Origin of the sequence: Amycolatopsis sp. WAC 04169 (assembly GCF_003947535.1) — a bacterium.
Taxonomy (GTDB): domain Bacteria; phylum Actinomycetota; class Actinomycetes; order Mycobacteriales; family Pseudonocardiaceae; genus Amycolatopsis; species Amycolatopsis keratiniphila.
Genome location: NZ_QHJI01000005.1, coordinates 296,080 through 322,081, shown reverse-complemented (window position 1 = coordinate 322,081; position 26,002 = coordinate 296,080). Strand labels below are relative to the sequence as shown.

The window sequence follows — 26,002 nt, the reverse complement described above, 5'->3', positions numbered from 1 at the left end:
CATTGCCCATGAGCGCGGTGTACGACTGCAGCAAGCACGAATCCCGGGCCGACGGGCTCGCCGCGGCGGCGAGCGCGGTGCGCTCCAGCCGCCTGGTCGTCCTCCCGACCGACACGGTCTACGGCATCGGCGCGGACGCCTTCGACGGCGGCGCCGTCCAGTCCCTCCTGCGGGCCAAGCACCGCGGCCCCGACATGCCGGTCGGTGTCCTGGTCGGCTCCTGGTCCACTGTGGACGGACTCGTGCTCGGCACGCCGCCGCAGGCCCGCGCGCTCATCGAGGCCTTCTGGCCCGGCGACCTCTCGATCATCCTCCCGCACGCCCCGAGCCTGCAGTGGGATCTCGGCCAGTCACGCGGAACGGTGATGCTCCGGATGCCGCTGCACCCGGTCGCGCTGGAACTGCTGCGCGACGTCGGCCCGATGGCGGTTTCGAGCGCGAACGTGTCCGGCCGTCCGCCCGCGACCACCGCGCAGGAAGCGGTCGACCAGCTCGGTGACAGCGTGGCGGTGTACCTCGACGGCGGCTCGTCCGGCGAGCCCGTTCCGTCCACGATGGTCGATCTCACCGGCGACGACCCGGTCATCCTGCGGGAGGGCGCGGTCAGCCGTGCCGCCGTCGCGGAAGTACTGGGTGTGCCCGCGGAGTCACTGGCCTAGGACCGTCGGCCGCCGTATCCCCCTGACGCGGTAGCGTGTTCGAGTGACTTGGACCTCGGCGGCGTAACGCACCATGCCTCCCACGCAAGGCCTCCCGATCCGGGAATACATCCTCGTCGCCCTCACCGCGGCGGCCGTGACCTTCCTGCTCACCGGTGTCGTGCGCCGGGTCGCCATCCGGATCGGCGCGATCGCCAACCCGCGGGCCCGCGACGTCCACGTCACCCCGATCCCGCGGATGGGCGGCATCGGCATCTTCCTCGGTGTCGCCGCCGCGATGGGGCTCGCGCACCAGCTGCCCGCGCTGAGCCGGGGCTTCGACTTCTCCTTCGACTCGCTGGGTGTCCTGCTCGCCGCCGGGGTGATCTCCCTGATCGGCGCGCTCGACGACCGGTTCGAGCTGGACGCCTGGACGAAGCTCGCGGGCCAGGTCATGTGCGCCGGGATCCTGGTGATCTTCGGTGTGCAGTGGGTGTCGTTCTGGGTGCCGTGGGGCGGCGGTGGCGATTCCTTCGGCCAGGTGCTGGTGCTGGACAAAAACCAGGGCGCGCTGCTGACCGTCGTGCTGGTGGTCGTCATGGTCAACGCGATGAACTTCGTCGACGGCCTCGACGGTCTCGCCGGCGGCCTCGGCTTCATCGCCGCCGCGGCGACCTGTTCCTTCTCACTCGGCCTGCTCGACTCCTCGGGCGGTGACGTCGGCGCGTACCCGCCCGCCCTCATCGCCGCCACGCTCGCGGGGGCCTGTCTCGGCTTCCTGCCGTACAACTTCCAGCCCGCGAAGATCTTCATGGGCGATTCGGGCTCGATGATGATCGGGCTCATGCTGGCCGGTGCGACGACGTCGGCGTCGGGCCGCGTGCCGTACCCGCAGTTCAGCGGTAAGGACGCGCTCGCGCTGCTCTCGCCGCTCGTGGTGGTCGCGGCGGTGCTGTTCGTGCCGTTGCTCGACCTGATCATGGCGGTCATCCGCCGCACCCGCCGCGGCGAGAGCCCGTTCGCGGCCGACAAGATGCACCTGCACCACCGCCTGCTGGAGATCGGCCACTCCCAGCGCCGCGCGGTGCTGCTCATTTATTTGTGGGCGGGCCTGCTCGCGTTCGGCGCCGTTTCGGTGACGCTTTTCGACAGTGTCGCGGTTTTCTGGATCGTCGGATTCGGCTTCCTGCTGGCGACGCTGGTGTCGATCGTGCCGAGACTGCGGTCGCGGAACCGGACTGCCTGAAGGCCCGCATCGGCACGGGCCTACACTGGCGGGCTGAGACGACCAGGGAGTTTTCTGTGAGCGAGACCGAGAAGACCGTCGAGGCGGAGGAGAACCCCCACGCCAAGGTGGTTCTGCAGGCGGCCAACGCGATGATGAAGGCCTCCCTGAAGCTGGTGCCGCCGGCGGTGCTGATCTGCATCGTGGTCTTCACCATCCTCAATGGACTCCCGGGCCTGCTCGGCTCGGTCATCGGTGGCGTGCTCGCCATCGTGTCCGCGCTCGCGACGCTGGGCCTGATGCGCTTCAGCGCGGGCATGGACCCGATGTTCGTGATGGTGATCGCCCTCGGTGGCTACGTGCTCAAGGTCGTCGTGCTGTTCGCGGCGCTGAGCCTGCTCCGCGGAGTGACGTCGATCCACCCGATGGCCCTGGGTGTCACCATGATCGTCGCCATCCTGGTGGCCGCCGCGGTGGAGTTCGCGGCCTTCCGCAAGACCAAGATCCCGACGATCATCCCGGCCTCCCGCTGATTTCGGGACCCAGGTCCTGACCTGGGACGGGACCTAGGTCCTCGGCCGATCAGGGGCAATGTAGTACGCCTGTACGGCCCGTCGGTACCTGCTGATATGGTCCGCGTATGGGCGGCGGCCTCGGCTGCCGGCTCCTGATGACGAACCCCGAACAGCAGTGTGGCGACGGCGTTGAATCGTCCCTCATTACCCGCTGGTAGGCGTCTGTCTCCCGGGAGCACTGCATCGAGAATCCTCGTGTGCGGAACGTGAAACCGTGTTCAGCACATCGTGGGGTGGCCGCCTCCGACGGCCCGATACGTGTCGGGTACGTTAAGTCCAGATCGTGACGATTCCCCCGGCGGAGTGAACGCCGGCCGGGAGAACCGGAAGGAGCCCAGTGGGCGCGCTGGTACTAGCCGAGGGTGCGGAGTTCGCGCCGCCTGGTGTCAAAGACTTCAACCTGCCGCCGTTGTTCGGTTCCGGCTATTGGTTGAGCTTCACCAAGCCGATGCTGCTGGTGGTCATCTCCCTGATCATCATCATCACCTACTTCATGGTGACGTCGCGCCGGCTCAAGGTCGTCCCCGGCAAGGGACAGTTCATCGCCGAGTCGATTTACAACTTCGGCCGCAACAACATCGCGCGTGAGCAGATCGGTTCGGCCGACTTCAAGCCGTTCATTCCGCTGATCCTCGGGTTGTTCAGCTTCATCCTGGTCAACAACCTCTTCGGGATCATCCCGTTCTTCCAGTTCCCGACGATGGCCCGATTCGGCTTCCCCGTCGCTCTCGCGTTCCTCGTTGTTTACCCGGTGTACCACTACGTCGGCATCAAGCGCCACGGCTTCGGTCACTACATGAAGAAGGAACTGGCGCCGCCCGGCATCCCCGGATTCGTTCTGCCGCTGTACTCCACCATCGAGTTCGCGCAGAAGTTCTTCATCGCGCCGGCCACGCTGGCCATCCGGGTGTTCGCCGCGATGTTCGCCGGTCACCTCATCATCATGGTCTTCACGCTCGGCGGGAGCTTCCTGCTGACCGAGGGCGAAGGCATCGTGAAGGTCGCGTCGCCGGTGGCGTTCCTGTTCGCCATCGCGATGACGTTCCTGGAGGCATTCATCCAGGTCCTGCAGGCATACATTTTCGCACTGCTGTCCGCAGGGTACATCGGCGCCGCGCTGGCGTCGGAGCACTGAGAAACACCAAAAGCCCCCGATCCGCGTGAGTCGCGCGGACCGAGTTTGAAGGGAAACGCACGTGAGCAACATCGTTCTTGCGCAGGCTGCCGAGGCCGCTTCCAACATCAACCCGGGTCTCGCCGCCATCGGCTACGGCCTCGGTGCGATCGGCCCCGGTATCGGTGTGGGTCTGATCTTCGCCGCGGTCATCAACGGCACCGCCCGTCAGCCGGAGGCGCAGGGCAAGCTGCAGAGCATCGCCTTCTCGACCTTCGTGCTGACCGAGGTGCTGGCGCTGATCGGTATCGTTATCTACTTCCTCGCCTCCGTCGGCTGAGTTTTTCCTGGCTCATCTCGCTTAAGGAGACGTTGTGCTGAAGACCGAATTGGTGTTGGCCGCCGGAGACGCGCCCAACCCGATCGTGCCGCACGTTCCCGAGCTCATTCTCGGGTTCATCGCCTTCCTTCTGCTGCTGTTCGTTCTGAAGAAGTACGTCGTTCCCCGTTTCGAGGCGACCTACGAGGAGCGGACCAAGCTGATCGAGGGTGGCATCGAGCGGGCCGAAAAGGCTCAGGCCGAAGCCGAAGAAAACCTTGCGCAGTACAAGGCGCAGCTGGCGGAAGCCCGTTCCGAGGCCGCGAAGATCCGCGACGACGCCCGGCTCGAAGCCGAGCAGATCAAGGCGGAGCTGCGGGCCGAGGCCGAAGCCGAGTCCCAGCGCATCGTCGCCCAGGGGCAGGCTCAGCTGCAGGCCCAGAAGGCGCAGATCATCGCCGAGCTGCGCGCCGAACTCGGCCGTAACTCCGTCGAGCTGGCCAGCCGCATCGTCGGCGAGTCGCTCGCGGACGACGCGCGCCGCCACGGCACCGTGGACCGGTTCCTTGCCGAGCTGGAGACCGCTGGTGCCTCCAACGGAGCGGGGAAGTAGACCAGAATGACGCTGCATGCTGCGAGCCGTGAAGCGCTCGACCTCGCCGAGAAGCGTCTCGGCGAGGTTCTGGCCGCCGCGGGTACGGACCCGGCGACGGTCGGCGACGAGCTGCTTTCGGTCGTCGCCCTGCTGGACCGGGAGATCGGCCTGCGCCGGGCCGTCGCCGACGGTTCGGCCTCGTCCGAAGCCCGGATCGGCCTCGCCCGCGGGGTCCTCGCGGGCAAGGTTTCCGAACCGGCCCTGCAGGTGCTCGACTCCGTGGCGGGCAGCCGCTGGTCGAGCCCGCGCGAACTGACCGACGGGCTCGAGGCCCTCGGCCGCTCGGCGCTGCTCACCAGTGCGGAGAAGTCCGGGAACATCGACGCTGTCGAAGACCAGCTGTTCCGGGTCAGCCGTATCGTCGCGGGTGAGCCGGAGCTCGAACGGGCACTGTCCGACCTGACCGCACCCGCCGAGGCGAAGCGGACCCTGGTCCGCACCCTGTTCGCCGACAAGGTGGACGTGGTCACCAAGACCCTCGTCGAGCAGGTCGTACTGCGCGCCAAGGGCCGCGGGGTCGGCAACGCCCTCGAAGAGCTGGTCCAGCTGGCCGCGGAACGCCGTGAACGCTCGGTCGCCCGGGTGACCAGCGCGAGCGCGCTGTCCGACGAACAGCAGGCTCGGCTGAGCGAGAAGCTCAACGCCCTTTACGGGCGGCAGCTCGCGCTGCACGTCGAGGTCGACCCGTCACTCGGCGGCGGGCTCGTCGTCCGCGTCGGCGACGAGGTCATCGACGGCAGCACCGCGGGGCGGATCGACGCCCTGCGTCGCCGGCTGGCCGGCTGACCCCACAACAACGACTTTGCACACTGGCACGAACGAAGCGAGAGCGGGAACGAAATGGCGGAGCTGACGATCTCCTCGGATGAGATCCGTAGCGCGATCGAGAACTACGTCTCGAGTTACGCCCCGGACGTGAGCCGGGAAGAGGTTGGCGTCGTCGTCGACGCCGGTGACGGTATCGCCCACATCGAGGGTCTTCCCTCGGCGATGGCCAACGAGCTGCTCGAGTTCCCCGGCGGGGTCCTCGGCGTGGCGCTGAACCTGGACGCGCGCTCCATCGGTGCCGCGATCCTCGGTGACTTCGAGACCGTCGTCGAAGGTCAGGAAGTCAAGCGGACCGGTCAGGTCCTCTCGGTTCCGGTCGGCGAGGGTTACCTCGGCCGCGTCGTGAACCCGCTGGGCGCCCCGATCGACGGCCTCGGCGAGATCGAGACCACCGAGCGTCGCCCGCTGGAGGTCAAGGCCGCTTCGGTGGTCGAGCGCCAGCCGGTGGCCGAGCCGCTGCAGACCGGTATCACCGCGATCGACGCGATGACCCCGATCGGCCGTGGCCAGCGCCAGCTGATCATCGGTGACCGCAAGACCGGTAAGACGGCCGTCGCGGTGGACACGATCATCAACCAGAAGGCCAACTGGGAGACCGGCGACCCGAAGAAGCAGGTTCGCTGCATCTACGTCGCGGTCGGCCAGAAGGGCTCCACGATCGCCGCGGTCAAGAAGTCCCTCGAGGACGCCGGCGCGATGGAGTACACCACCATCGTCGCGGCCCCCGCGTCGGACTCCGCCGGCTTCAAGTGGATCGCGCCGTACACCGGCTCGGCCATCGGCCAGCACTGGATGTACGAGGGCAAGCACGTCCTCATCGTGTTCGACGACCTGACCAAGCAGGCCGACGCCTACCGCGCGATCTCGCTGCTGCTGCGTCGCCCGCCGGGCCGTGAAGCCTTCCCCGGCGACGTCTTCTACTTGCACTCCCGTCTCCTCGAGCGTTGCGCGAAGCTCTCGGACGAGCTGGGCGCGGGCTCGCTGACCGGTCTCCCGATCATCGAGACCAAGGCGAACGACGTGTCGGCCTACATCCCGACCAACGTCATCTCGATCACCGACGGTCAGTGCTTCTTCCAGTCGGACCTGTTCAACGCCGGTCAGCGCCCGGCCATCGACGTGGGTATCTCGGTTTCCCGCGTGGGTGGTGCCGCGCAGGTCAAGGCGATGAAGTCGGTTTCGGGTTCGCTCCGTATCGACCTGTCGCAGTACCGCGAGCTGGAGGCCTTCGCGGCCTTCGCCTCGGACCTCGACGACGCGTCGAAGGCGCAGCTCGAGCGCGGTGCCCGCCTGTACGAGGTGCTCAAGCAGCCGCAGTACTCCCCGATCCCGGTCGAGGAGCAGGTCGTCACGGTGTACCTCGGCACCAACGGGCACTACGACTCGGTCCCGACCGAAGACGTGCGCCGCTTCAACCACGAGTTCATCGAGTCCGCGCGCCGCAAGAACGGCGAGCTCCTCAAGGACATCCGCGAGTCGGGCAAGTTCTCCGACGAGACCGCTTCCGGGCTGGTCGACGCGGTGAACGAGTTCAAGAAGGAGTTCACCACCGCCGAGGGCAAGAGCCTCGTCGAGGTCTCCGACGCGATGGACGCCGAGAAGGTCGGGCAGGAGACCGTCAAGGTCAACAAGCCCGCCCCGAAGAAGTGAGCTGATAGCTCATGGCCGCACAACTCCGAGAACTCCGGTCGCGTATCAAGGCGACCAAGTCCATCGGCAAGATCACCAAGGCGATGGAGCTCATCGCCACCGCGCGCATCACCAAGGCGCGGGCGAAGGTCGCGGCGTCCCGGCCCTACTCGGACGAGATCACGAACGTGCTCTCGGCCCTGGCCGGCGCCTCGGCCAACCTCGACCACCCGCTTCTGGTCGAGCGTCCGAACCCGAAGCGCGCGGCGGTCCTCGTGATCACCAGCGACAAGGGTCAGTGCGGTGGATACAACTCCAACGTGCTGAAGGCGACCGAGGAGCTCCTCACGCTGCTGCGTGAGCAGGGCAAGGAGCCGGTGCTGTACGTGACCGGCAACAAGGGCCTGAGCTACTACCGGTTCCGTGGCCGCGAGGTGGCCGAAAGCTGGACGGGCTTCTCCGACCAGCCCGGTTACGTCAACGCCGCGGAGGCGGGCGAGCTCATCGTCGAGTCGTTCCTGAACGGCGCCGACGACGAGGCCGGCAACGCCGACGGCATCCTGGGTGTCGACGAGATCCACGTCGTCTACACCGAGTTCGTCTCGATGCTCACCCAGCGTCCGGTCGCCAAGCGCGTCGCGCCGCTCGAGGTCGAGTACACCGAGGGCGAAGAGGAGAAGCCCGAGAGCCTGCTCCCGAGCTACGAGTTCGAGCCCAGCGCCGACAAGCTGCTCGCCGCGTTGCTGCCGAAGTACATCAACACGCGGCTCTTCGCGGCGATGCTCGAGTCGGCGGCATCCGAACTCGCGGCCCGCCGGACCGCGATGAAGGCGGCGTCGGACAACGCGAACGAACTGGTGAACACGCTGACGCGGGAGGCGAACCAGGCCCGCCAGGCGCAGATCACCCAGGAGATCTCCGAAATCGTCGGTGGGGCGAACGCTCTCACCGCAGCAGGAAGTGATGACTGATGACCAGTACTGAAGCCCGTGCCAAGGGGCGCATCGTCTCGGTGACCGGCCCGGTCGTCGACGTCGAATTCCCGCGCGGTTCCGTTCCCGACCAGTTCAACGCGCTCAAGGTCGAAATCGAGTTCGAGCAGCTGCGCAAGACGGTGACGCTCGAGGTCGCCAGCCACCTCGGCGACAACCTCGTCCGCACCATTTCGCTCCAGCCGCAGGACGGTCTCGTCCGTGGCGCCGAGGTCACCGACACCGGCGGCCCCATCACGGTCCCGGTCGGCGACAAGGTCAAGGGCCACGTCTACAACGCGCTCGGCGAGTGCCTGGACGAGCCCGGCTACGGCGACGACCTCGAGCGCTGGGGCATCCACCGCAACCCGCCGTCCTTCGACCAGCTCGAAGGCAAGACGGAGATGCTGGAGACCGGCCTCAAGGTCGTCGACCTGCTGACCCCGTACGTGCAGGGTGGGAAGATCGGCCTGTTCGGCGGTGCCGGCGTCGGCAAGACGGTGCTCATCAAGGAGATGATCACCCGTGTCGCCCGGAACTTCGGTGGTACCTCGGTGTTCGCCGGTGTCGGCGAGCGCACCCGTGAGGGCAACGACCTCTTCCTGGAGATGTCCGAGGACGGCGTCATCAACGACACCGCCCTCGTCTTCGGCCAGATGGACGAGCCGCCGGGCACCCGTATGCGGGTCGCGCTGTCCGCGCTGACCATGGCGGAGTACTTCCGCGATGTGCAGAACCAGGACGTGCTGCTCTTCATCGACAACATCTTCCGGTTCACCCAGGCCGGTTCCGAGGTGTCGACCCTGCTGGGCCGCATGCCTTCGGCCGTGGGTTACCAGCCGACGCTGGCCGACGAGATGGGTCAGCTCCAGGAGCGGATCACCTCGACCCGTGGTCGTTCGATCACCTCGATGCAGGCGATCTACGTCCCCGCGGACGACTACACCGACCCGGCCCCGGCGACGACGTTCGCCCACCTGGACGCCACCACCGAGCTTTCGCGGTCGGTGTTCCAGAAGGGCATCTTCCCGGCGGTGGACCCGCTGGCGTCGACGTCGACCATTCTCGACCCGGCCATCGTCGGTGAGGACCACTACCGCGTGGCCTCCGAGGTCATCCGGATCCTGCAGAAGTACAAGGAGCTGCAGGACATCATCGCGATCCTCGGTATGGACGAGCTCTCGGAAGAGGACAAGCTGACCGTTCAGCGCGCGCGCCGCATCGAGCGGTTCCTGTCGCAGAACATGCTGGTCGCCGAGGCGTTCACGCAGATCCCGGGCTCGACCGTGCCGCTGTCGGAGACCATCGAGTCGTTCGACCGCATCACCAAGGGCGACTTCGACCACTACCCGGAGCAGGCGTTCCTGGGTATCGGTGGCCTCGAAGACCTCGAGAAGAAGTACAAGGAAATCACCAAGAAGTGATGTTCCGATGAGCGGCGGGATCAGTGTCTACTGTGGACGCTGGTCCCGTCGTTCGCATACCGGAACCTTTGACTATTACACTCGGTGCCAGCACCTGAGGTGAAGGGAAGCTACGTGGCTGAGATTTCTGTCGAGCTGGTAGCCGTCGAGCGCCGTCTCTGGTCCGGTACCGCCACGTTCGTGGTGGCGCAGACCACCGAGGGCGAGATCGGCATCATGGCCGGTCACGAGCCGGTTCTCGGCCAGCTCGTCGAGGGTGGTGTCGTGAAGGTGACGACCACGGACGGCGAGACCGTGACCGCCGCGGTGCACGGCGGGTTCCTGTCGGTCACCGCGACCGGCGTGAGCATCCTCGCCGAGAGCGCCGAGCTCTCGGACGAGATCGACGTCGACGCGGCCAAGAAGGCGCTGACCGGCGAAGACGAGCAAGAGCGGGCTAGGGCGACCGCCCAGCTTCGCGCGGCCGGTCAGTCGGTCTGACCGGGCGAAGGACAGGGGCCGGGCCGTGGAAATCGCCGTGGGTGTTCTCGGGGCCCTGACCGTCCTGGCCGTGCTCGCGGCCTGGTATTCGTTGCGGTGGGTCCGGATGCGCCGCGGTGGCGGGGTGAGCGTCGCCCTGCGGTGGCGTCCGGACGAGGCGCGGTCCAGCTGGCATCTGGGGCTGGGCCGCTACGAGGGCGAGAAGTTCGTCTGGTTCCGCGTGTGGAGCCTGCGGACGGGCCCGGATCGCGTCTTCGAGCGCGAAAGCATGGAGATCGCGGACCGGCGTGACCCCTCCGGCACGGAGGCGTACGCCGTCCCCGAAGGTTCGATCGTCCTGCGGTGCGAGTCCGCCAAGCAGGAGGCGATCGAGATCGCGATGGGTCCCGGTGCCCTCACCGGCTTCCTGTCCTGGCTGGAGTCGGCCCCGCCGGGCCGCCGCCTCCCGCGCGCTTCCTGATCACGCGTGTCGTCCGTCTGATCACGCGTGTTCCGCCTCCAATCACGCGTGTCGCGCCTCTGATCACGCGAGTTCGCCGTTCGGGCACGCCGTATGCTCACGCCGTGACCATCGTCGACATCCCCGGTTCGAAGTCGATCACCGCCCGAGGCCTGTTCCTCGCGGCCGCCGCCCACGGGACGACCGTGCTGAGCAGGCCGCTGCGTTCGGACGACTCCGAGGGCTTCGCCGAAGGCCTCCTCAAGCTCGGCTATCAGGTCTCCCGCGCTCCCGGCGAGTGGACGATCGAGGGCAGGCCCGAAGGCCCCGCCGTCGACAGCGCCGACGTCTTCTGCCGTGACGGCGCCACCACCGCGCGGTTCCTGCCGGCACTGGCCGCCGCCGGACACGGCACCTTCCGCTTCGACGCCTCCGAACAGATGCGCGCGCGGCCGCTGGGGCCGCTCACCGACGCGTTGCTGGAACTGGGCGTCGACCTGACCTTCGAAGGCTCGCCGGGCCACCATCCGCTGGTCGTGCGGGCCGCCGGGATCAAGGGTGGCGAACTGACCCTGGACGCGGGGCTCTCCTCGCAGTTCCTGACCGCGTTGCTGCTGGTCGGTCCCCTGACCGCCGAGGGGCTGCGGATCACCGTCACGGACCTCGTTTCGGTGCCCTACGTCGAGATCACCATCGCGATGATGCGGCGCTTCGGCGTCGAGGTCGTCCGTGACGGCGACACGTTCGTCGTGCCGCCCACGCCGTATCAGGCCTGTCGCTACGAGATCGAGCCCGACGCTTCGACGTCCAGCTACTTCTTCGCGGCGGCCGCGTTGACCGGTCACTCGGTCACCGTGCCGGGGCTCGGCGAGGGCGCCCTGCAAGGGGATCTGGCCTTCGTCGAGGTCCTGCGGCAGATGGGCGCGGACGTCGAGGTCGGTCCGGACGCCGTGACCGTGACCGGGACGGGCGGCCTGCGCGGTGTCACGGTGAACATGCGCGACATCTCCGACACCGTGCCGACGCTCGCGGCCATCGCGCCGTTCGCGGACGGGCCGGTGCGGATCGAGGACGTCTACAACACGCGCATCAAGGAATGCGACCGGCTGGCGGCGTGCGAAGAGAATCTGCGCGCGATGGGTGTTTCGGTGGAGACCGGGCGAGACTGGATCGAGATCCGGCCGGGCACGCCGTCCGGGGCGCTCGTGAAGTGCCGCCGGGACCACCGCATCGCGATGGCGTTCAGCGTCACGGGGTTGCGGACGCCGGGGATCACGCTGGACGACCCCGGTTGCGTGAAGAAGACCTTCCCGGGCTTCCACGACGCGCTCGCTTCGCTCCGGACTTCCTGGGGCATTTAGTCCTCTGAATGCGGCATTTCTACCGGGCTCCGGACGTGATCCGCGTCTATTCTCGGTCCATGACTCAGAGCGAGGACACGAACCGCTGGAGCCACCTTCCCGAGCCCGTGTCCCTGGAGGACACGATCACGATGAAGGCGATCGACCCGGGCAAGGACGGCACGCCCGACGTCGACCTCGAGCGTTATTGGGCAGCACAGGAGCAAGGCCGATTGTGAGCCGAAGGACGCTTTCGTCGCATCGGATGCGGTGAAAGCGTCCTTCAGTCCGCCCCGCCGGGCTGCCACAGGATGTCGCCGTCCGGATTCGCCAGCCGCGACAGGATGAACAGCAGATCCGAGAGCCGGTTCAGGTACTTGATCGCCAGCTGGTTCGTCGCGGCCTGCTCGGCCTCGAACAGCGCCCAGCCGGACCGCTCGGCCCGCCGCGCGACCGTGCGGGCCTGATGCAGGAAAGCCGCCCCCGGGGTGCCACCCGGCAGGATGAACGACGTCAGCTTCGGCACGCGCTCGTTGAACTCGTCGCACCAGCCTTCCAGCCGTTCGATGTACCGCTCGGTGATGCGCAGCGGCTCGTACGGCGGGTTCTCCACGATCGGCGCGCACAGATCCGCGCCGACGTCGAAGAGATCGTTCTGCACCGCACGCAGGACCTGCGTGATCTCCTCGGAAAGCCCGCCCATCGCGAGCGCGAGCCCGATGACGGAGTTGGCTTCGTCGACGTCGGCGTACGCGGCCAGCCGGGGCGAGGTCTTCGGCACGCGGGAGCCGTCGCCGAGCGCCGTGGTGCCGTTGTCGCCGACCTTCGTGTACACGCGGTTGATGCGAACGACCATGAAGCCGACTCTACCGGCCCGGCGTAAGGCAAATCCGGGCGAGAGGGCATGATTGGCGCCCATGAGCGAGCACTTCGACGTGCACGGCGGAGCACGGCTGGTCGGCGAGGTCGACGTGGTCGGCGCCAAGAACAGCGTGCTGAAACTGATGGCCGCGGCCCTGCTGGCCGAAGGTACGACGACCATCACGAACTGCCCCCAGATCCTGGACGTCCCCCTGATGGGCGACGTCTTGCGCAGCGTCGGCTGCGACGTCGTCATCGACGGCGACACCGCCAAGATCACCACCCCGGCCGAGCTGTCGCACCGGGCCGATTCGGCCGCGATGGGCAAGCTGCGCGCGTCGGTGTGCGTGCTGGGTCCGCTGGTCGGACGGCTCAAGCAGGCCGTCGTGGCGCTGCCGGGCGGTGACGCCATCGGTTCGCGGCCGCTGGACATGCACCAGAACGGCCTGCGCAAGCTGGGCGCCACCAGCACCATCGAGCACGGCTGCGTCGTGGCGAAGGCCGACGGGCTGCGCGGCGCGCAGATCTGGCTGGACTTCCCGAGCGTCGGCGCCACCGAGAACATCCTGATGGCCGCCGTGCTCGCCGAGGGCACCACGGTCATCGACAACGCCGCGCGCGAGCCCGAGATCGTCGACATCTGCACGATGCTGACCGAGATGGGCGCGAAGGTCGAAGGCGCGGGCACCTCGACCCTCACCGTCGAGGGCGTCGAGAAGCTGCACCCGACCGAGCACCGCGTGATCGGCGACCGGATCGTCGGCGCGACCTGGGCGTTCGCCGCCGCGATGACCCGGGGCGACCTGACCGTCCGCGGCGTCAACCCGCACTACCTCGACCTGGTCCTCGACAAGCTCCGCCTGGCGGGTGCCGAGGTCGAGACGTTCGACGACAAGGGCTTCCGCATCGTCCAGAACGAGCGCCCGAAGGCCGTCGACTGGGTGACGCTGCCGTATCCCGGTTTCGCGACCGACCTGCAGCCGTTCGCGGTGGCGCTGTCCGCGGTCTCCGAAGGCACTTCGATGATCACGGAGAACATCTACGAGGCCCGGTTCCGGTTCATCGAAGAGATGATGCGGCTTTCCGGCGACGCGCGCACCGACGGGCACCACGCCGTCGTCCGCGGTGTGGAGAAGCTCTCGAGCGCCCCGGTGTGGGCCGCGGACATCCGTGCCGGCGCCGGGCTGGTGCTGGCCGGGCTGTGCGCGGACGGTGTCACCGAGGTCTGGGACGTCTTCCACATCGACCGCGGTTACCCGCATTTCGTGGAGAACCTGAACCGGCTCGGTGCCCGCATCGAGCGTGTCGCGGGCGAACCCGAGCGGGCTTGATCAGGGCAGGGCGACGAACGGCGCGAGGAAGTCACGCGACGTCGGCGAGTCCAGCCGGTAGGTGACGTTGGTGGCGTAGCAGGGGCTGTCACCGGTGATGGTCGTCGACACGAGGACACGCTTGCCGTCGATCGTGGCGAAGTTCGGCCCGCCGGAGTCGCCGTAGCAGGCGCCGCCGTTGCCCTGGGGCGCCGTCATCGCGAGCCGCACCCAGGTCTTGTTGAGCGCGTCGAAGGTGACGGGCGCCTTCATCCGGACGCCGCCGCCCGGATGCGTGTGCCCACCCGGCCCGTTCACGGCTTCTTGCGTGCCGTAGCCGGCGACCACGAACGGCGTCGAGTTCAGCCCCTGCGGGCCGAGTTTGTCGAGCTGACCGGCACTAGGCAGCTTCGCGGGGGTGAAGCTCCAGCGTGCGGCGACCTGCTTCGCGGGCAGTTGGACGACGGCGATGTCGTGCGAGTCGGCGGAGTTGCCGGGGTAGCCGGGTTCGTTGTGCGCGACGCCCTCGACGGCGACGGCCTTGGCGACCGCCGCCGGGTCGCCGGGGTACTTCTTCGCGGCCGCGTCGAGACCCGCTTGCACGTCCTGGTCGAGCGAGACGAAGAACCGCACGTTGGCGGGCCAGCCGGTGGTGCAGTGCGCGGCGGTGAGGAAGGTGTCGGCGTCGACCATGGTGCCGGAGCACACCCAGTCGACCCGGTCGGGCGTGGCGGGGTCGCCGTCGTCGTCCCAGGTGGCGACGAGCGCGCCAACCTCCGTGCGCTCGGGCGCCGGGGTGGCGTTGTAGGAGTTGATCGCGGTCGCGGCGGTGGCGCCGCCCAGCAGCAGGGCGGCGGCCATCGCCGTGACGGTGGCGGCGGGGGTGAACCTCACGAACGGCCTCCTCGGCTAGGTGCTTCTGGAGACGGGATTCAACGTGGTGGACGCCGGAAAGTCACCCGCCGAAAGTAGTCAGGCGTCCCTGCGCCGCCGCGTTCCCGCGTAGACCGCGGCACCGCCGGCGGCCAGCGAACCCAGCCCGGCCAGCAGGACCGGTTCGAGATCGAAACCGGTCTTGGCCAGTGACGGCGGGCTCGCGACCGCGACGTCGGCGCGGGGCGCGGCGGCCGCGGCGACGGCCGCCACCGGCACGACCGCGGCCGGAACGGCCTCGGCCCGTGGTCCCCCGGGCGGGGGAGTCTGGACCGGCGGCTTCGTGGCGGGCGGCGTCCGGTCCGGCACGCAGGCGGTGTGCGCGGGGTTGCCGCGCCCGACGCCGTGGTTGCGGTCGCACTCGTAGCCCGCGTTCGCGTCCGAGCCGCCGGGAAGCTGCCCGGGCGGGTTCTTGTTGTCGGCCTTGCCGACGCAACCGGCGCAGGGTTTGCCCGCGGCTTCGCCACCGCCGTTGCCGTTGGCCGACGGCGAACCGTCCCTGGTGGAGTCGTACGGCCCGTGCTTGTTCGCGCCGTGCCCGGAGAAGTCCGCCTTGGACGGTGGCTGCGGTTTGGTGGTGTCCTTCGCGTGGCCGGGCGGGTTGCCGGAGTTGCCGCGCTCGCCGGCGTCCGCGGGGCCCGCGCCGAGAAGAATGAGGGAGAAGGCGGCTCCGGCGAGAACGCCGTAGGTCTTCTTGTTCATCGAAGCCTCCTTGAGGTCGCGCCATTGCGACATCCGGAGTATCGCGTGAACGACCGAAGGGGTTACTCCAGCACGAGTGCGGCGCCGAAGCCGACCAGCGCGGTGCCGGTGACGCCGTCGAGCGCGCGGCGCACCTTGCGGCGTTCGAGCCAGGTCCGCACGCGGTGCACGAAGAACAGCAGCAGGAGCTGGGCGACCGTGCCCGCGGCCGCGATCGTGTACGCCAGCAGCAGCGCGTCCCCGGTGCCGGTGACGCCCGGGGTCAGGAACTGCGGCAGCACCGACAGGTACAGCACGAGGACCTTCGGGTTGGTGACGTTGGAGAGGAAGCCTTCGCGCCAGCGGCGGAATCCGCTCCGCCGGGCGGCGGCGGTCTCGGCGAGCCCGTCGTAGTCGCCGCGGAAGGCGCCGATCAGGGCCCGGACGCCGAGGTAGCAGAGGTAGGCCGCGCCGGCCCATTTCACGGCCTCGAACACCGGCCGCGAGTTCATGATGACCGCGCCGAGACCGAGCGCGGCCGCGGTCGCCTGCGCGAGGTTCGCGGCGCCGACGCCGAAACAGGCCCAACCGCCGCCGCGGACTCCGCCGGAGAGCGCGTTCTTCAGCACCACCATGTTGTCCGGGCCGGGGACGAGCGCGAGCGCCAGCATCATCAGCGCGAAACCGCTGTACACACCCCAGGTCATGACTCGAACACCAGAGCCGCGCCGAAGCCGACCAGCGCGGTGCCGGTGACGCCGTCGAGCGCCCGCCGGACCTTGCGGCGTTCGAGCCAGGCCCGCACGCGGTGTACGAAGAACAGCAGCGTCAGCAGCCAGATCGCGCCGAGCACGGCGACCGTGTACGCGAGCAGCAGCGCGTGCCATGCCGACGTCGTCACCGGGTCGAGGAACTGCGGCAGCACCGACAGGTACAGCACGAGCACCTTCGGGTTGGTGATGTTGGAAAGGAAGCCCTCACGGAAGCGGCGGAACCCGCTCGACCGTTGCTGCTTCACCGCCGTGACACCGGAGTAGTCGCCGCGCCACGCGCCGCGCAACGCCTGGAAACCGAGGAAGACCAGGTACGCGGCGCCGACCCATTTGAGCGTCACGAACACCGGCTGCGACTGCGCGATCACGACACCGAGGCCGAGCGCGGCGGCGGTGCCCTGGACGGCGTTGGCCACGAAGATCCCCGCCGTGGTGAGGAAACCGCCGCGGGTGCCGCCGGAGAGCGAGTTCTTGAGCATCACCATCGTGTCCGGCCCCGGCGCGAGGACGATCAGGACGACGATGACCAGATAGCTGCTGTACGAACTCCACGTCACGGTCACCCACGCTAGACGCCGGGCGCGGGCGAGTCTCGCGGATTTCGGTCACATGTCCACGGCGTGGTCGGGCACCTGAAGCGCGTGAAGGCCCCCTTCCCTCGGCTCAGCCGAGGGAAGGGGGCCTTCACGCGCAGCCGCTGTGACTGCTGGTGTAACTGGGGCGAGTGTGGCGAGCCGCAGGTAGTGAAGGAGGCCTTCACGGACTTAGGCTGGCGGCACCTCGCCAGGTCCGTTCGGACCGCTGGGAGACCGACGAACGGACACTCCTCGCGCGTCCCCCGGACGGGTAGTGTGCCGTGGCATGCATGAGGGGCAGATCGACCTCCTTCCAGGCGAACGGGTCATCTGGGCCGGGCAGCCGGTGCGCAGGCCCCTCTTCAACCCCGGCGACTACTTCAACGTCCCTGTCGGCCTGCTCTGGCTCGGCGCGGTCACAGTGTTCTTCGCGGGCAACCACGACACGGCGTTCCACACGGGCGCGTGGATCGTGCTCACCGTCGCGGGCGTACTGCATCTCGCCGGCAGGCCGCTGATCCGCTACCTCAGGCTCGCCTCGACCACGTACGCGGTGACGGACGGCCGCGTCATCGCGACCAGTTCGCTCGTCCGCCGCAAGGAGGAGTCCGCGGCGCTGGCCGGGTTGGCGGACCCGGTCGTCACCCCCGGGCCGGGCAAGACCGGGACGATCACCTTCGGCAGGCTCGGCGTGCTGGCGTGGGCGTCGGCGAATTTCGGCGCCGGTACCGGGAAGGACCGCAAGCCGCCGATCATCCTGGTGGGTGTCAGCGACGTGGCGAAGGTGCGGGAGAAGCTGGCGAAAGCCGTCGAAGACGCGCGCGAACGGAATCTTTAGCGGCCACAACACCTTCACAACATTTCCCGGTGGTGCCGGATGTGAATCTCTCCTCGTTGGCACGGTTTCCCGACAGGAGAGAGAGAAATGCGCAAGCTCTGGAGCAGAAACCTCGCCCTGCTGGTCGTGGCCGGGCTTTCCGTCGCCGTCTCCCCGGCGGTGGCGGAAGCGGCACCGCCCAACTTCAGGATCGGTATCCAGCTGGCCGACAATGGCGGCCGAGGCGGATTCGGGGTCGAGCAGTTCACCGGATTCGCCAACTTCGGCACCAGCGTGTCGCAGTGGGCCGGTGACAGCAACAACTTCGACCCGGACGGCGCCAGGATCGACCTCAACCCCGCCTTCGGTGGCGGTCAGCTGAACCAGATCGACTTCCGGATCGGCGGGCAGGCCCGCGACGGCGGACGGGAACTCGGCGCCGTCGCCTACACCCCTTGGGCGAGCCAGGGCGGTGGCACCACCGACCTGATCACCGACAGCAACTCCTTCGACCCGGACCAGTACCGGCTGTTCCTGGAGACGCGCCCGCTGCCGCCCGGCGTCCAGATCACCGACCTGCGCCTGTCCATCCTGGCCGTCGACCGCGGCGAGCCGGAGGGCGTGCCCACCTTCACCCGCTGGGCCAGTCAAGGCGGGGGCCACAGCGACTTCGCCCTGGACGCCAACGCCTTCGACCCGGACGGGTTCCGGATCGGCCTCGAAGTCGTCTGATCCCGGTGCTCGGGTCCTGTGTCGTCCCCTCCGGGGCCCGGGCACCTTCCAGTCGCGAAGAATGACCCGACTGTGTTCGATTCAACTGCGCATCGCATGTTACCGGCCGGTACACTCAGGCGGTCGTCCAGCGCCGGAGGTATGCCGTGCCCTATCCCACGGACCGTGAACGGGACCGCCCCTGGGTGATGCGGACCTACGCGGGTCACTCGTCCGCGGCCGCGTCCAACGAGCTATACCGCCGTAACCTCGCGAAGGGACAGACGGGCCTCTCGGTCGCTTTCGATCTGCCGACGCAGACCGGTTACGACCCGGATCACCAGCTGTCCAAGGGCGAGGTCGGCAAGGTCGGTGTCCCGGTCTCGCATATCGGCGACATGCGGCGCCTCTTCGACGGCATCCCGCTCGCCGAGGCCAACACGTCGATGACGATCAACGCGCCCGCCATGTGGCTGCTGGCGCTCTACGTCTCCGTGGCGCGTGAGCAGGCCGAGGCCGAGGGCCGCGACGTGGACGAGGTGCTGGCGAAGCTCACCGGCACCACGCAGAACGACATCATCAAGGAATACCTCTCCCGCGGCACCTACATCTTCCCGCCGGGCCCGAGCCTCCGCCTGATCACCGACATGATCGCGTGGACCGTGCACCACGTCCCGAAGTGGAACCCGATCAACATCTGCAGCTACCACCTGCAGGAAGCCGGCGCGACGCCGACGCAAGAGGTCGCGTACGCGTTGTGCACCGCCATCGCCGTGCTCGACGCGGTCCGCGATTCCGGTCAGGTCGAGCAGGCCGACATGGCCAAGGTCGTCGCGCGGATCTCCTTCTTCGTCAACGCCGGGGTGCGGTTCGTCGAAGAGATGTCGAAGATGCGCGCGTTCACCGCGCTCTGGGACGAGATCACCCGGGATCGTTACGGCGTCACGGATCCCAAGGCGCGGCGGCTGCGCTACGGCGTGCAGGTCAACTCGCTGGGCCTGACCGAGGCACAGCCGGAGAACAACGTCCAGCGCATCGTGCTGGAGATGCTCGCGGTCTCCCTTTCCCGCGGTGCCAGGGCCCGCGCGATCCAGCTGCCCGCGTGGAACGAGGCGCTCGGCCTGCCCCGGCCGTGGGATCAGCAGTGGGCGCTGCGGATGCAGCAGGTGCTGGCGTTCGAGACCGATCTGCTGGAGTACGAGGACATCTTCGACGGCTCGCACGTCATCCAGGCCAAGGTCGACGAGATCATGACCGGTGCGCGCGAGGAGATCGCGCGGGTGCAGGATCTCGGCGGCGCGGTGGCGGCCGTCGAGAGCGGCTACATGAAGTCGCAGCTCGTCGCGTCGCTCGCGGAGTACCGGCGTGGCATGGAGAACGGCGAGCGGATCCTGGTCGGGGTCAACAAGTTCGAGACCACCGAGCCGTCTCCGCTGCAGGCCGAAGGCGCGAAGGCGATCGAAACGATCGACCCCGCTGTCGAGAAGCAGGCAGTCACCGCGATCGAGGAATGGCGGACGCACCGCGACAACGCGGCCGTCGAGTCGGCGCTGGAGAAGCTGAAGTCCGTCGCGAAGACGTCGCAGAACCTGTTCGAAGCCACCATCGAGTGTGCTCGTGCCGGGGTCACCACCGGCGAATGGTCGGGTGCGCTGCGCGAGGTGTTCGGCGAATACCGTGCTCCCACCGGGGTTTCCGCGTCGGCGGCCGCGGGTGAGGGCAACGAGGAGATCCGCCGCGTCCGTGACCGGATCAAGGCGACGAACACCGAAATCGGCGAGCGGCTGCGGATCCTGGTCGGCAAACCCGGTCTCGACGGGCATTCCAACGGCGCCGAGCAGGTGGCCGTGCGGGCGCGTGACGTCGGGTTCGAGGTGGTGTACCAGGGCATCCGGCTCACGCCGGAACAGATCGTCGCGGCCGCCGTCCAGGAGGGCGTGCACGTGGTCGGGCTTTCGGTGCTCTCCGGTTCGCATCTCGAGGTCGTGCCGCAGGTCGTGGACGGATTGCGGGCCGCGGGCGCGGGCGACATCCCGGTCATCGTCGGCGGCATCATCCCGCCCGACGACGAGAAGCTCCTGCTGGAGCGGGGAATCGCGCGGGTGTTCACGCCGAAGGACTACGAACTCACCGACATCATGGACGGGATTGTCGGATTGGTACGGGAGCGCCACGGTCTGAGCACCTAAAGTCACCGTAAATCTCGGTACCGTAACAGCGGGTGGTTCGTCACCCGCTCACACTGCTCGCGTCTGGGTACCCACCTACGTTTCGATTAAACCGATTAATCGAAAAGAGGTGCCGCGATGGCGCACGGCGAATGGTCGAGGCGAGAGTTCTTCCGGCGGTCGGCGGTCCTGGGAGCGGTGACGATCGGCGGCCCGGTGCTGTTGTCCGCGTGCACGTCGACGTCTTCCGGGGACGCGTTGCAGGCCGCCAAGGACGCGAAGAAGATCAAGATCGGGATCGCGAACGAAGCGCCGTACGGTTTCACCGACCAGAGCGGCAAGGTCACCGGCGAGGCGCCCGAGGTCGCGCGCGCCGTCTTCAAGGCCATGGGCATCGACAATGTGGAAGCCGAAGCGGTCTCCTTCGACCAGCTGATCCCCGCGCTCAACGCCAGGAAGTACGACATCGTCGCGGCCGGGATGAACATCAAGAAGGAACGCTGCGACGCGGCTGCCTTCTCGATTCCCGACTACTCGGCGCTGACCGCTTTGCTGGTACCCAAGGGAAACCCGCAGCAGGTGCTGAAGTTCGAGGATATCGCGGCGAAGAAGGTCAAGGTCGCCGTGCTCTCCGCGGCCGTGGAGAAGGGATACGCCACCGACTCCGGCGTCGCCGAGGACCAGATCGTCACCCTCGACTCGCAGGACAACATGCTCCGCGCGGTCACCGACGGCCGGGTCTACTGCGCCGCGCTGACCGACATCTCCCTCAAGGACGTCCTGGCGAAGAGCCCGGGCGCCGCGGCGGAGGTGACGCCGGGCTTCGACCCGGTCAAGGACGGCAAGCCGGTCGTCTCCGCCGGCGCGTTCGTCTTCCGCAAGGACGACAACCCGTTGCGCGAGGCCTTCAACACCGAGCTCAAGAAGCTGCAGGACAGCGGCGAATGGACCAAGATCGTGACGCCGTTCGGCTTCTCGGCGGACAACCTGCCGAAGGCCGACGTCACCACTGAGAAACTCTGCGCGGTGTAGGTGGGGCTGACGTCATGTCGTCGTCGGTATCGCATATCATCACGACCGTCCTCAGTGGACTGACCGCGACCGTCACCGCCGCCGGCGGGATCGCGCTCACCGTGGTGCTCTCCCTGATCGCCGGGCTCGCGCTGGGCTCGCCGTCGCGGACGGTGCGGGGGATTTCCCGTGTCTACGTCGAGATCTTCCGTGGTACCTCGGAAGTCGTCCAGCTGTTCTGACTGTATTTCGTGCTCCCGGTGCTGGTCGGCTTCCAGCTGGTGCCGATGTTCGCCGGGATCCTGGTGCTGGGCCTCAACCACGGGGCCTACGGCGCGGAAATCGTCCGCGGCGCGGTGAATTCGGTGCCGCGCGCGCAGTTCGAGGGCGCCGTCGCGCTCAACCTGACGCCAGCCCAGCGGATGCGGCGGGTGATCCTGCCGCAGGCGTTCGCGGAAATGCTGCCACCGTTCAACAATCTCTTCATCCAGTTGCTGAAGAGCACCGCGCTGCTTTCGTTCATCGCCGTCCCGGAGATGGCGCGGCAAGGTGAACTGCTGCGGCCGGTGTTCGGTGCCGAGCTCGGCTGGATCTACGGCACCGAACTCGTGCTCTACCTCCTGCTCGCGTTGCTGATCACCAGCGGGATGCGCCTGCTCGAACGGATCGCCGCGCGGCGCCTCGGCCGGGCCCCGGCGAAGATGACGGCCACCGCGGGAGGTGTGTGATGGACTGGAGCTGGGAATCCGCCGCGAAATCGGTTCCCCTTCTGCTGGAAGGGCTTCTCGTCACCGTCGAGATCACCCTGCTGGCCTCGGTGGTCGCGTACGCGCTCGGCCTGGTGTTCGCGCTGATCCGCCGGACGGGGATTCCCGTGCTGTCCCAGGCGGTTCTGCTGTTCATCGAGTTCGTGCGCAGCACGCCCTTGCTGATCCAGGTGTTCGTGCTCTACTACGTGATCCAGCCGGTGGGCGGGATGACGTTGTCCCCCTTCGCCACCGGTGTCATCGCGCTCGGCGTGCATTACGCGACCTACGCCGCCGAGGTCTACCGTGCCGGGATCGAAGCCGTCCCGAAAGGACAGTGGGAGGCCACGACCGCGCTGAACCTGCCGAGGTCGCGGGTGTGGACCGCGGTGGTGCTGCCGCAGGCGGTGCCGCGGGTGCTGCCCGCGCTCGGCAACTACACGATCTCGATGTTCAAGGAAACCCCGCTGCTGCTGGCGATCGGCGTCGTCGACGTCCTGGCGAGGGCGAAGGAGGTCGGCGCCGACACGTTCCGCGTCACCGAGCCGTACACCCTGGCCGGGGTGCTGTTCCTGCTGGTGAGCCTGCCGGCTTCGATTCTGGTGAGAAGGTTGGAGCGTCGTGCCGCCCACAGTTGATTCCCCGATGATCCGGTTCTCGCAGGTGGTCAAGTCCTTCGGCGACCACGTCGTGTTGCAGGACCTCGATTTCACCGTCGCGCCGGGGGAGTTCGTCTCGCTGATCGGGCCGAGCGGCTCCGGGAAGACGACGATCCTGCGGCTGTTGATGACGCTGGAGAAGGTCGACGGCGGCACCATCGAGGTCTGCGGTGACTACCTGAGCCATATGAAGCGCGGTGAGAAGCTGGTGCCCGCGGACGAGAAGTACCTGCGGGAAGCGCGCAAGCGGATCGGCATGGTGTTCCAGCAGTTCAACCTGTTCCCGAACATGAACGTGTTGCGCAACATCACCGAGGCGCCGATCCACTCGCTCGGTGTCTCACGGGACGAGGCCGAGGCGCGGGCCGTCGAATTACTGGAGATGGTGGGGCTCGCCGATAAAAAGGACGCGCACCCCACCCGGCTCTCCGGCGGCCAGCAGCAGCGCGTCGCGATCGCCCGCGCGCTCGCGATGCGGCCGGACGTGCTGCTGCTGGACGAGGTGACTTCGGCGCTCGACCCGGAACTGGTGGCCGACGTGCTCCGTGTGCTGCGCGAGATCGCGACGTCCACCGACATCACGATCCTTTGTGTCACGCACGAAATGCAGTTCGCGCGGGACGTTTCGGATCGGGTGATGATGTTCGACCAGGGGCGGGTGCTGGAGGACGCCGCGCCGGACAAGCTGTTCAACGATCCGGAGCACGACCGGACGCGGCGGTTCCTCAAAGCGGTGATCGACCGCGCCTAGAGCGCGCTCAAGATCTCCTTCGTCGAGGTGACCGTGGCGAATCCGCCTCCGTGCAGGTTCGTCGCGGTCGCCCGGTACAGCTCGTCCGCGGTCAGGACGGCACCGTCCGGCCCGGCGAGGTCGAAGGTGAAGGTGGCGTCGAGCGCGAAAGTCACGTCGTAGCCGAGGTTCCCGCCGACGCGCGCGGTCGTCTCGCAGCAGAAGTTCGTCTGGATCCCGGCGAGCACGAACGAGGTGATGCCGCGGATCTTCAGCCAGCCGTCGAGATCGATGTCGCCGTGGAAGGCCGAGTTGACCTTCTTGCCGAACACCAGGTCCGCGCGCACGCCGTCGAGTTCCGGCTTGAAGTGGTTGCCCTCCTGCCCTGGCCGCAGCGACGAGCCGGGTTTCACGGAATCGTGATGCACCAGCACGATCGGCAGCCCGCGCTCCTGCCAGGCGTCGACGAGCGCCTTGATGTTCGCCTCCGCGCCGGGATTGTTGCGCGGGCCCCAGACGGGTTTGTCGAAGCCGCGCTGGACGTCGATCACGATCAAGGCCTTGGTTTCAGTGGTCATGGCATCGAGTCTCGTGCGCGGAGCGGCCGTCGAGGGAGTGGCAGAAGACGCGCGATGCGGTACTTTTCTGCCATGCGAACCGTGGGCGTGCTCCTTCTGCCGGGCAGTCGGTCCTTCGATCTGGGCGTGATCGGCGAGGTCTGGGGCGTGGACCGGACCGACAGCGGCATCGGCCCCTTCGAGGTCCGGCTCTGCGCGTCCGGCCGCGGCCGGGTCGCCATCCACCCGTTCGGCCAGGTCGAGGCGACCCATGGGCTGAGCGGGCTGGCGGGCTGCGATCTCGTCCTCGTGCCCGGCCGGGTCGATCCGCACGCCGAGGTGCCCGCGGCCGCCGTCGCCGCGCTGCGCAAGGCGCACCGCGCCGGGATCACCGTGGCGTCGCTGTGCTCCGGCGCCTTCACCCTCGCGGCGGCCGGGCTGCTCGACGGCCGGTCCGTCACCACGCACTGGCGGCTGCTGGACGACCTCGAAACCGCCGCTCGCGACGCGGTCGTCCAGCGGGACGTCCTGTTCACCGACGAGGGTGACGTCCTGACCTCCGCCGGGGTGGTCGGCGGGCTGGATCTCTGCCTGCATCTGGTGCGCCGCGACCACGGCGCCGAGGTCGCGGCCGCCCTCGCCCGCCGGCTCGTGATGCCGCCGGCGCGGGAAGGCGGCCAGCGGCAGTACGTCGACAACCCGTTGCCGCCCAAGCCGTCGCGGCCGAGCGTTTCGTCCACAATGGACTGGGCGCTGGAGCGTATCGCCGACGACATCGGCGTCGACGACCTCGTCGGGCACGCCGGGCTCAGCGAGCGGACCTTCCATCGCGAGTTCGCGGCGGCCACCGGGGTCACGCCGGGACGCTGGCTGCGCGCGCAGCGGGTGCGGCTCGCGCGGCGGCTGCTGGAGACCACCGAGCTCCCGGTCGAGCGGGTCGCGCAGCGGTCCGGCCTCGGCACCGCCGCCAACCTGCGGCGACGGCTCCGGGCCGACGTCGGTGTCGGGCCCGATTCGTATCGCCGGACGTTCCGGTCGGTTACCGTCGAAGCATGGCCGAGTACGAGCACATCCTCGTGAAGCGGGACGGCGACACCGTCACGATCACCATGAACCGCGCCGCGCGGCGGAACTCGCTGTCCGCCGACCACCTCGCCGAGCTGCTCGCGGCGTTCCGCGAGGCGGGGGACACCGACGCCACCGGGATCGTCCTGGCGGGCGCCGGACCGGTGTTCTCGGCGGGACACGACTTCGGCGACGTCGCCGCCCGTGACCTGATGGGTGTACGCGAGCTGCTGCGGCTGTGCACGGACCTGATGGGCACGATGCAGTCCGTGCCGCAGGTGGTCGTCGCGCGGGTGCACGGGCTCGCGACCGCTGCGGGCTGTCAGCTGGTGGCGTCGTGCGACCTCGCCGTCGCCGCGGAATCCGCCGGGTTCGCCCTGCCCGGGGGCAAGGGCGGCTGGTTCTGCCACACGCCCGCGGTGCCGGTTGCCCGCGCGATCGGGCGGAAACGGCTGATGGAGCTCGCGCTGACCGGCGACGTCGTTGACGCCGCGACCGCACTGGACTGGGGCCTGGTGAACCGCGTCGTCCTGGACGACTCGCTGGACGAAGCCGTGGCTTCGCTGCTCGGGCGCGCGACGCGAGGGAGCCGGGCCAGCAAGGCGATGGGCAAGCAGACCCTCTACGCGCAGCTGGACCGGCCCGAGGCCGACGCCTACGCGCTCGCGCTGGAGGTGATGGCTTCGGCGTCGCAGCTGCCCGGCGCCCGCGAGGGGATGGCGGCGTTCCTGGAGAAGCGCTCCCCGGTGTGGCCGGACTGAGCGGCCG

At 68.4% G+C, this 26,002-nt stretch carries 29 protein-coding genes and 1 pseudogene; 24 read left to right on the top strand and 6 right to left on the bottom strand.

Features of this window, described 5'->3' with window-relative positions; translation table 11 throughout:
- The first annotated feature begins 8 nt into the window (after window positions 1-8).
- The 14 genes from DMC61_RS14305 to DMC61_RS14240 all read left to right on the top strand — a co-directional run bounded on the left by DMC61_RS14305 (window position 9) and on the right by DMC61_RS14240 (window position 11,876).
- The gene (locus DMC61_RS14305) at window positions 9-659 is read left to right on the top strand and encodes an L-threonylcarbamoyladenylate synthase (RefSeq protein ID WP_037341398.1); all 651 of its coding nucleotides are present in this window, start codon (window positions 9-11) and stop codon (window positions 657-659) included.
- A 73-nt stretch (window positions 660-732) separates the two neighbouring features.
- The gene (locus DMC61_RS14300) at window positions 733-1,884 is read left to right on the top strand and encodes a glycosyltransferase family 4 protein (protein WP_037341400.1); all 1,152 of its coding nucleotides are present in this window, start codon (window positions 733-735) and stop codon (window positions 1,882-1,884) included.
- Between the two features lie 56 nt (window positions 1,885-1,940).
- Window positions 1,941-2,396 (top strand): hypothetical protein, encoded by a 456-nt coding sequence (locus tag DMC61_RS14295; RefSeq protein ID WP_016336858.1) that lies wholly within the window; start codon window positions 1,941-1,943, stop codon window positions 2,394-2,396.
- A gap of 379 nt (window positions 2,397-2,775) precedes the next feature.
- Window positions 2,776-3,573: a F0F1 ATP synthase subunit A gene (gene atpB / locus DMC61_RS14290; protein WP_016336857.1), complete on the top strand. Its 798-nt coding sequence runs from the start codon at window positions 2,776-2,778 to the stop codon at window positions 3,571-3,573.
- A 61-nt stretch (window positions 3,574-3,634) separates the two neighbouring features.
- On the top strand, window positions 3,635-3,892 hold the full coding sequence (locus tag DMC61_RS14285) for an F-type H+-transporting ATPase subunit c (protein ID WP_016336856.1): 258 nt from the start codon (window positions 3,635-3,637) through the stop codon (window positions 3,890-3,892).
- Window positions 3,893-3,926: 34 nt separating this feature from the next.
- Window positions 3,927-4,484: a F0F1 ATP synthase subunit B gene (locus DMC61_RS14280; RefSeq protein WP_016336855.1), complete on the top strand. Its 558-nt coding sequence runs from the start codon at window positions 3,927-3,929 to the stop codon at window positions 4,482-4,484.
- A gap of 6 nt (window positions 4,485-4,490) precedes the next feature.
- Window positions 4,491-5,312 carry a F0F1 ATP synthase subunit delta gene (locus tag DMC61_RS14275; protein ID WP_016336854.1) on the top strand — a complete coding sequence of 274 codons (822 nt, stop codon included), beginning with the start codon at window positions 4,491-4,493 and terminating at the stop codon, window positions 5,310-5,312.
- A 54-nt stretch (window positions 5,313-5,366) separates the two neighbouring features.
- Window positions 5,367-7,004: a F0F1 ATP synthase subunit alpha gene (gene atpA / locus DMC61_RS14270; protein WP_125689676.1), complete on the top strand. Its 1,638-nt coding sequence runs from the start codon at window positions 5,367-5,369 to the stop codon at window positions 7,002-7,004.
- 11 nt (window positions 7,005-7,015) lie between these two features.
- The gene (locus tag DMC61_RS14265) at window positions 7,016-7,954 is read left to right on the top strand and encodes a F0F1 ATP synthase subunit gamma (protein WP_016336852.1); all 939 of its coding nucleotides are present in this window, start codon (window positions 7,016-7,018) and stop codon (window positions 7,952-7,954) included.
- Window positions 7,954-9,378, top strand: coding sequence for a F0F1 ATP synthase subunit beta (atpD, locus tag DMC61_RS14260; RefSeq protein ID WP_007028325.1), 1,425 nt, complete (start codon window positions 7,954-7,956; stop codon window positions 9,376-9,378). The genes DMC61_RS14265 and atpD overlap by 1 nt, the downstream gene beginning before the upstream one ends.
- A 114-nt stretch (window positions 9,379-9,492) precedes the next feature.
- Window positions 9,493-9,858, top strand: a complete 366-nt coding sequence (locus DMC61_RS14255) for a F0F1 ATP synthase subunit epsilon (protein ID WP_016336851.1) — start codon at window positions 9,493-9,495, stop codon at window positions 9,856-9,858.
- 25 nt (window positions 9,859-9,883) lie between these two features.
- Window positions 9,884-10,318 (top strand): DUF2550 domain-containing protein, encoded by a 435-nt coding sequence (locus DMC61_RS14250; RefSeq protein WP_016336850.1) that lies wholly within the window; start codon window positions 9,884-9,886, stop codon window positions 10,316-10,318.
- A gap of 104 nt (window positions 10,319-10,422) precedes the next feature.
- Window positions 10,423-11,658 (top strand): 3-phosphoshikimate 1-carboxyvinyltransferase, encoded by a 1,236-nt coding sequence (aroA, locus tag DMC61_RS14245; protein WP_125689675.1) that lies wholly within the window; start codon window positions 10,423-10,425, stop codon window positions 11,656-11,658.
- A gap of 59 nt (window positions 11,659-11,717) precedes the next feature.
- Window positions 11,718-11,876: a hypothetical protein gene (locus DMC61_RS14240; RefSeq protein ID WP_228688237.1), complete on the top strand. Its 159-nt coding sequence runs from the start codon at window positions 11,718-11,720 to the stop codon at window positions 11,874-11,876.
- Window positions 11,877-11,920: 44 nt separating this feature from the next.
- Here DMC61_RS14240 and DMC61_RS14235 read toward each other — a convergent pair whose 3' ends face one another.
- Window positions 11,921-12,493: a cob(I)yrinic acid a,c-diamide adenosyltransferase gene (locus DMC61_RS14235; protein ID WP_125689673.1), complete on the bottom strand. Its 573-nt coding sequence runs from the start codon at window positions 12,491-12,493 to the stop codon at window positions 11,921-11,923.
- Window positions 12,494-12,554: 61 nt separating this feature from the next.
- Between DMC61_RS14235 and murA the strand changes: the two genes are divergently transcribed.
- Window positions 12,555-13,829 carry a UDP-N-acetylglucosamine 1-carboxyvinyltransferase gene (gene murA, locus DMC61_RS14230; RefSeq protein ID WP_016336846.1) on the top strand — a complete coding sequence of 425 codons (1,275 nt, stop codon included), beginning with the start codon at window positions 12,555-12,557 and terminating at the stop codon, window positions 13,827-13,829.
- Here murA and DMC61_RS14225 read toward each other — a convergent pair whose 3' ends face one another.
- The 4 genes from DMC61_RS14225 to DMC61_RS14210 all read right to left on the bottom strand — a co-directional run bounded on the left by DMC61_RS14225 (window position 13,830) and on the right by DMC61_RS14210 (window position 16,752).
- Window positions 13,830-14,702, bottom strand: coding sequence for a trypsin-like serine protease (locus tag DMC61_RS14225; RefSeq protein WP_199749985.1), 873 nt, complete (start codon window positions 14,700-14,702; stop codon window positions 13,830-13,832).
- Window positions 14,703-14,780: 78 nt separating this feature from the next.
- Window positions 14,781-15,443, bottom strand: a complete 663-nt coding sequence (locus DMC61_RS14220) for a hypothetical protein (protein WP_233594804.1) — start codon at window positions 15,441-15,443, stop codon at window positions 14,781-14,783.
- 62 nt (window positions 15,444-15,505) lie between these two features.
- A complete protein-coding gene (locus DMC61_RS14215; RefSeq protein WP_073848271.1) occupies window positions 15,506-16,129 on the bottom strand; it encodes a LysE family translocator in 624 nt (207 codons plus the stop codon).
- Window positions 16,126-16,752, bottom strand: coding sequence for a LysE family translocator (locus tag DMC61_RS14210; protein ID WP_125689671.1), 627 nt, complete (start codon window positions 16,750-16,752; stop codon window positions 16,126-16,128). Before DMC61_RS14210 ends, DMC61_RS14215 begins: the two co-directional genes overlap by 4 nt.
- A 304-nt stretch (window positions 16,753-17,056) precedes the next feature.
- Between DMC61_RS14210 and DMC61_RS14205 the strand changes: the two genes are divergently transcribed.
- The 7 genes and pseudogenes from DMC61_RS14205 to ehuA all read left to right on the top strand — a co-directional run bounded on the left by DMC61_RS14205 (window position 17,057) and on the right by ehuA (window position 23,633).
- The gene (locus DMC61_RS14205) at window positions 17,057-17,608 is read left to right on the top strand and encodes a hypothetical protein (protein ID WP_125689670.1); all 552 of its coding nucleotides are present in this window, start codon (window positions 17,057-17,059) and stop codon (window positions 17,606-17,608) included.
- Between the two features lie 87 nt (window positions 17,609-17,695).
- Complete coding sequence (locus tag DMC61_RS14200; protein WP_125689669.1) at window positions 17,696-18,319, top strand: hypothetical protein; 624 nt, start codon at window positions 17,696-17,698, stop codon at window positions 18,317-18,319.
- A gap of 146 nt (window positions 18,320-18,465) precedes the next feature.
- Window positions 18,466-20,487: a protein meaA gene (locus DMC61_RS14195; RefSeq protein ID WP_125689668.1), complete on the top strand. Its 2,022-nt coding sequence runs from the start codon at window positions 18,466-18,468 to the stop codon at window positions 20,485-20,487.
- A 117-nt stretch (window positions 20,488-20,604) separates the two neighbouring features.
- Window positions 20,605-21,498 carry an ectoine/hydroxyectoine ABC transporter substrate-binding protein EhuB gene (ehuB, locus tag DMC61_RS14190; RefSeq protein WP_125689667.1) on the top strand — a complete coding sequence of 298 codons (894 nt, stop codon included), beginning with the start codon at window positions 20,605-20,607 and terminating at the stop codon, window positions 21,496-21,498.
- A 14-nt stretch (window positions 21,499-21,512) separates the two neighbouring features.
- A pseudogene (locus DMC61_RS14185) lies at window positions 21,513-22,205 on the top strand (amino acid ABC transporter permease).
- The gene (ehuD, locus tag DMC61_RS14180; RefSeq protein WP_125689666.1) at window positions 22,205-22,861 is read left to right on the top strand and encodes an ectoine/hydroxyectoine ABC transporter permease subunit EhuD; all 657 of its coding nucleotides are present in this window, start codon (window positions 22,205-22,207) and stop codon (window positions 22,859-22,861) included. Before DMC61_RS14185 ends, ehuD begins: the two are co-directional and overlap by 1 nt.
- 7 nt (window positions 22,862-22,868) lie before the next feature.
- On the top strand, window positions 22,869-23,633 hold the full coding sequence (gene ehuA / locus DMC61_RS14175) for an ectoine/hydroxyectoine ABC transporter ATP-binding protein EhuA (protein ID WP_125689953.1): 765 nt from the start codon (window positions 22,869-22,871) through the stop codon (window positions 23,631-23,633).
- Here the strand turns inward: ehuA and DMC61_RS14170 are convergent.
- The gene (locus DMC61_RS14170) at window positions 23,630-24,190 is read right to left on the bottom strand and encodes a cysteine hydrolase family protein (RefSeq protein WP_125689665.1); all 561 of its coding nucleotides are present in this window, start codon (window positions 24,188-24,190) and stop codon (window positions 23,630-23,632) included. The two genes, ehuA and DMC61_RS14170, sit on opposite strands and share 4 nt — an antisense overlap.
- 72 nt (window positions 24,191-24,262) lie before the next feature.
- On the opposite strand from DMC61_RS14170, the gene DMC61_RS14165 reads away from it, so the two are divergent.
- Window positions 24,263-25,249 carry a GlxA family transcriptional regulator gene (locus DMC61_RS14165; RefSeq protein ID WP_125689664.1) on the top strand — a complete coding sequence of 329 codons (987 nt, stop codon included), beginning with the start codon at window positions 24,263-24,265 and terminating at the stop codon, window positions 25,247-25,249.
- Complete coding sequence (locus DMC61_RS14160) at window positions 25,222-25,995, top strand: enoyl-CoA hydratase-related protein (RefSeq protein WP_125689663.1); 774 nt, start codon at window positions 25,222-25,224, stop codon at window positions 25,993-25,995. Before DMC61_RS14165 ends, DMC61_RS14160 begins: the two co-directional genes overlap by 28 nt.
- Window positions 25,996-26,002: the final 7 nt, after the last annotated feature.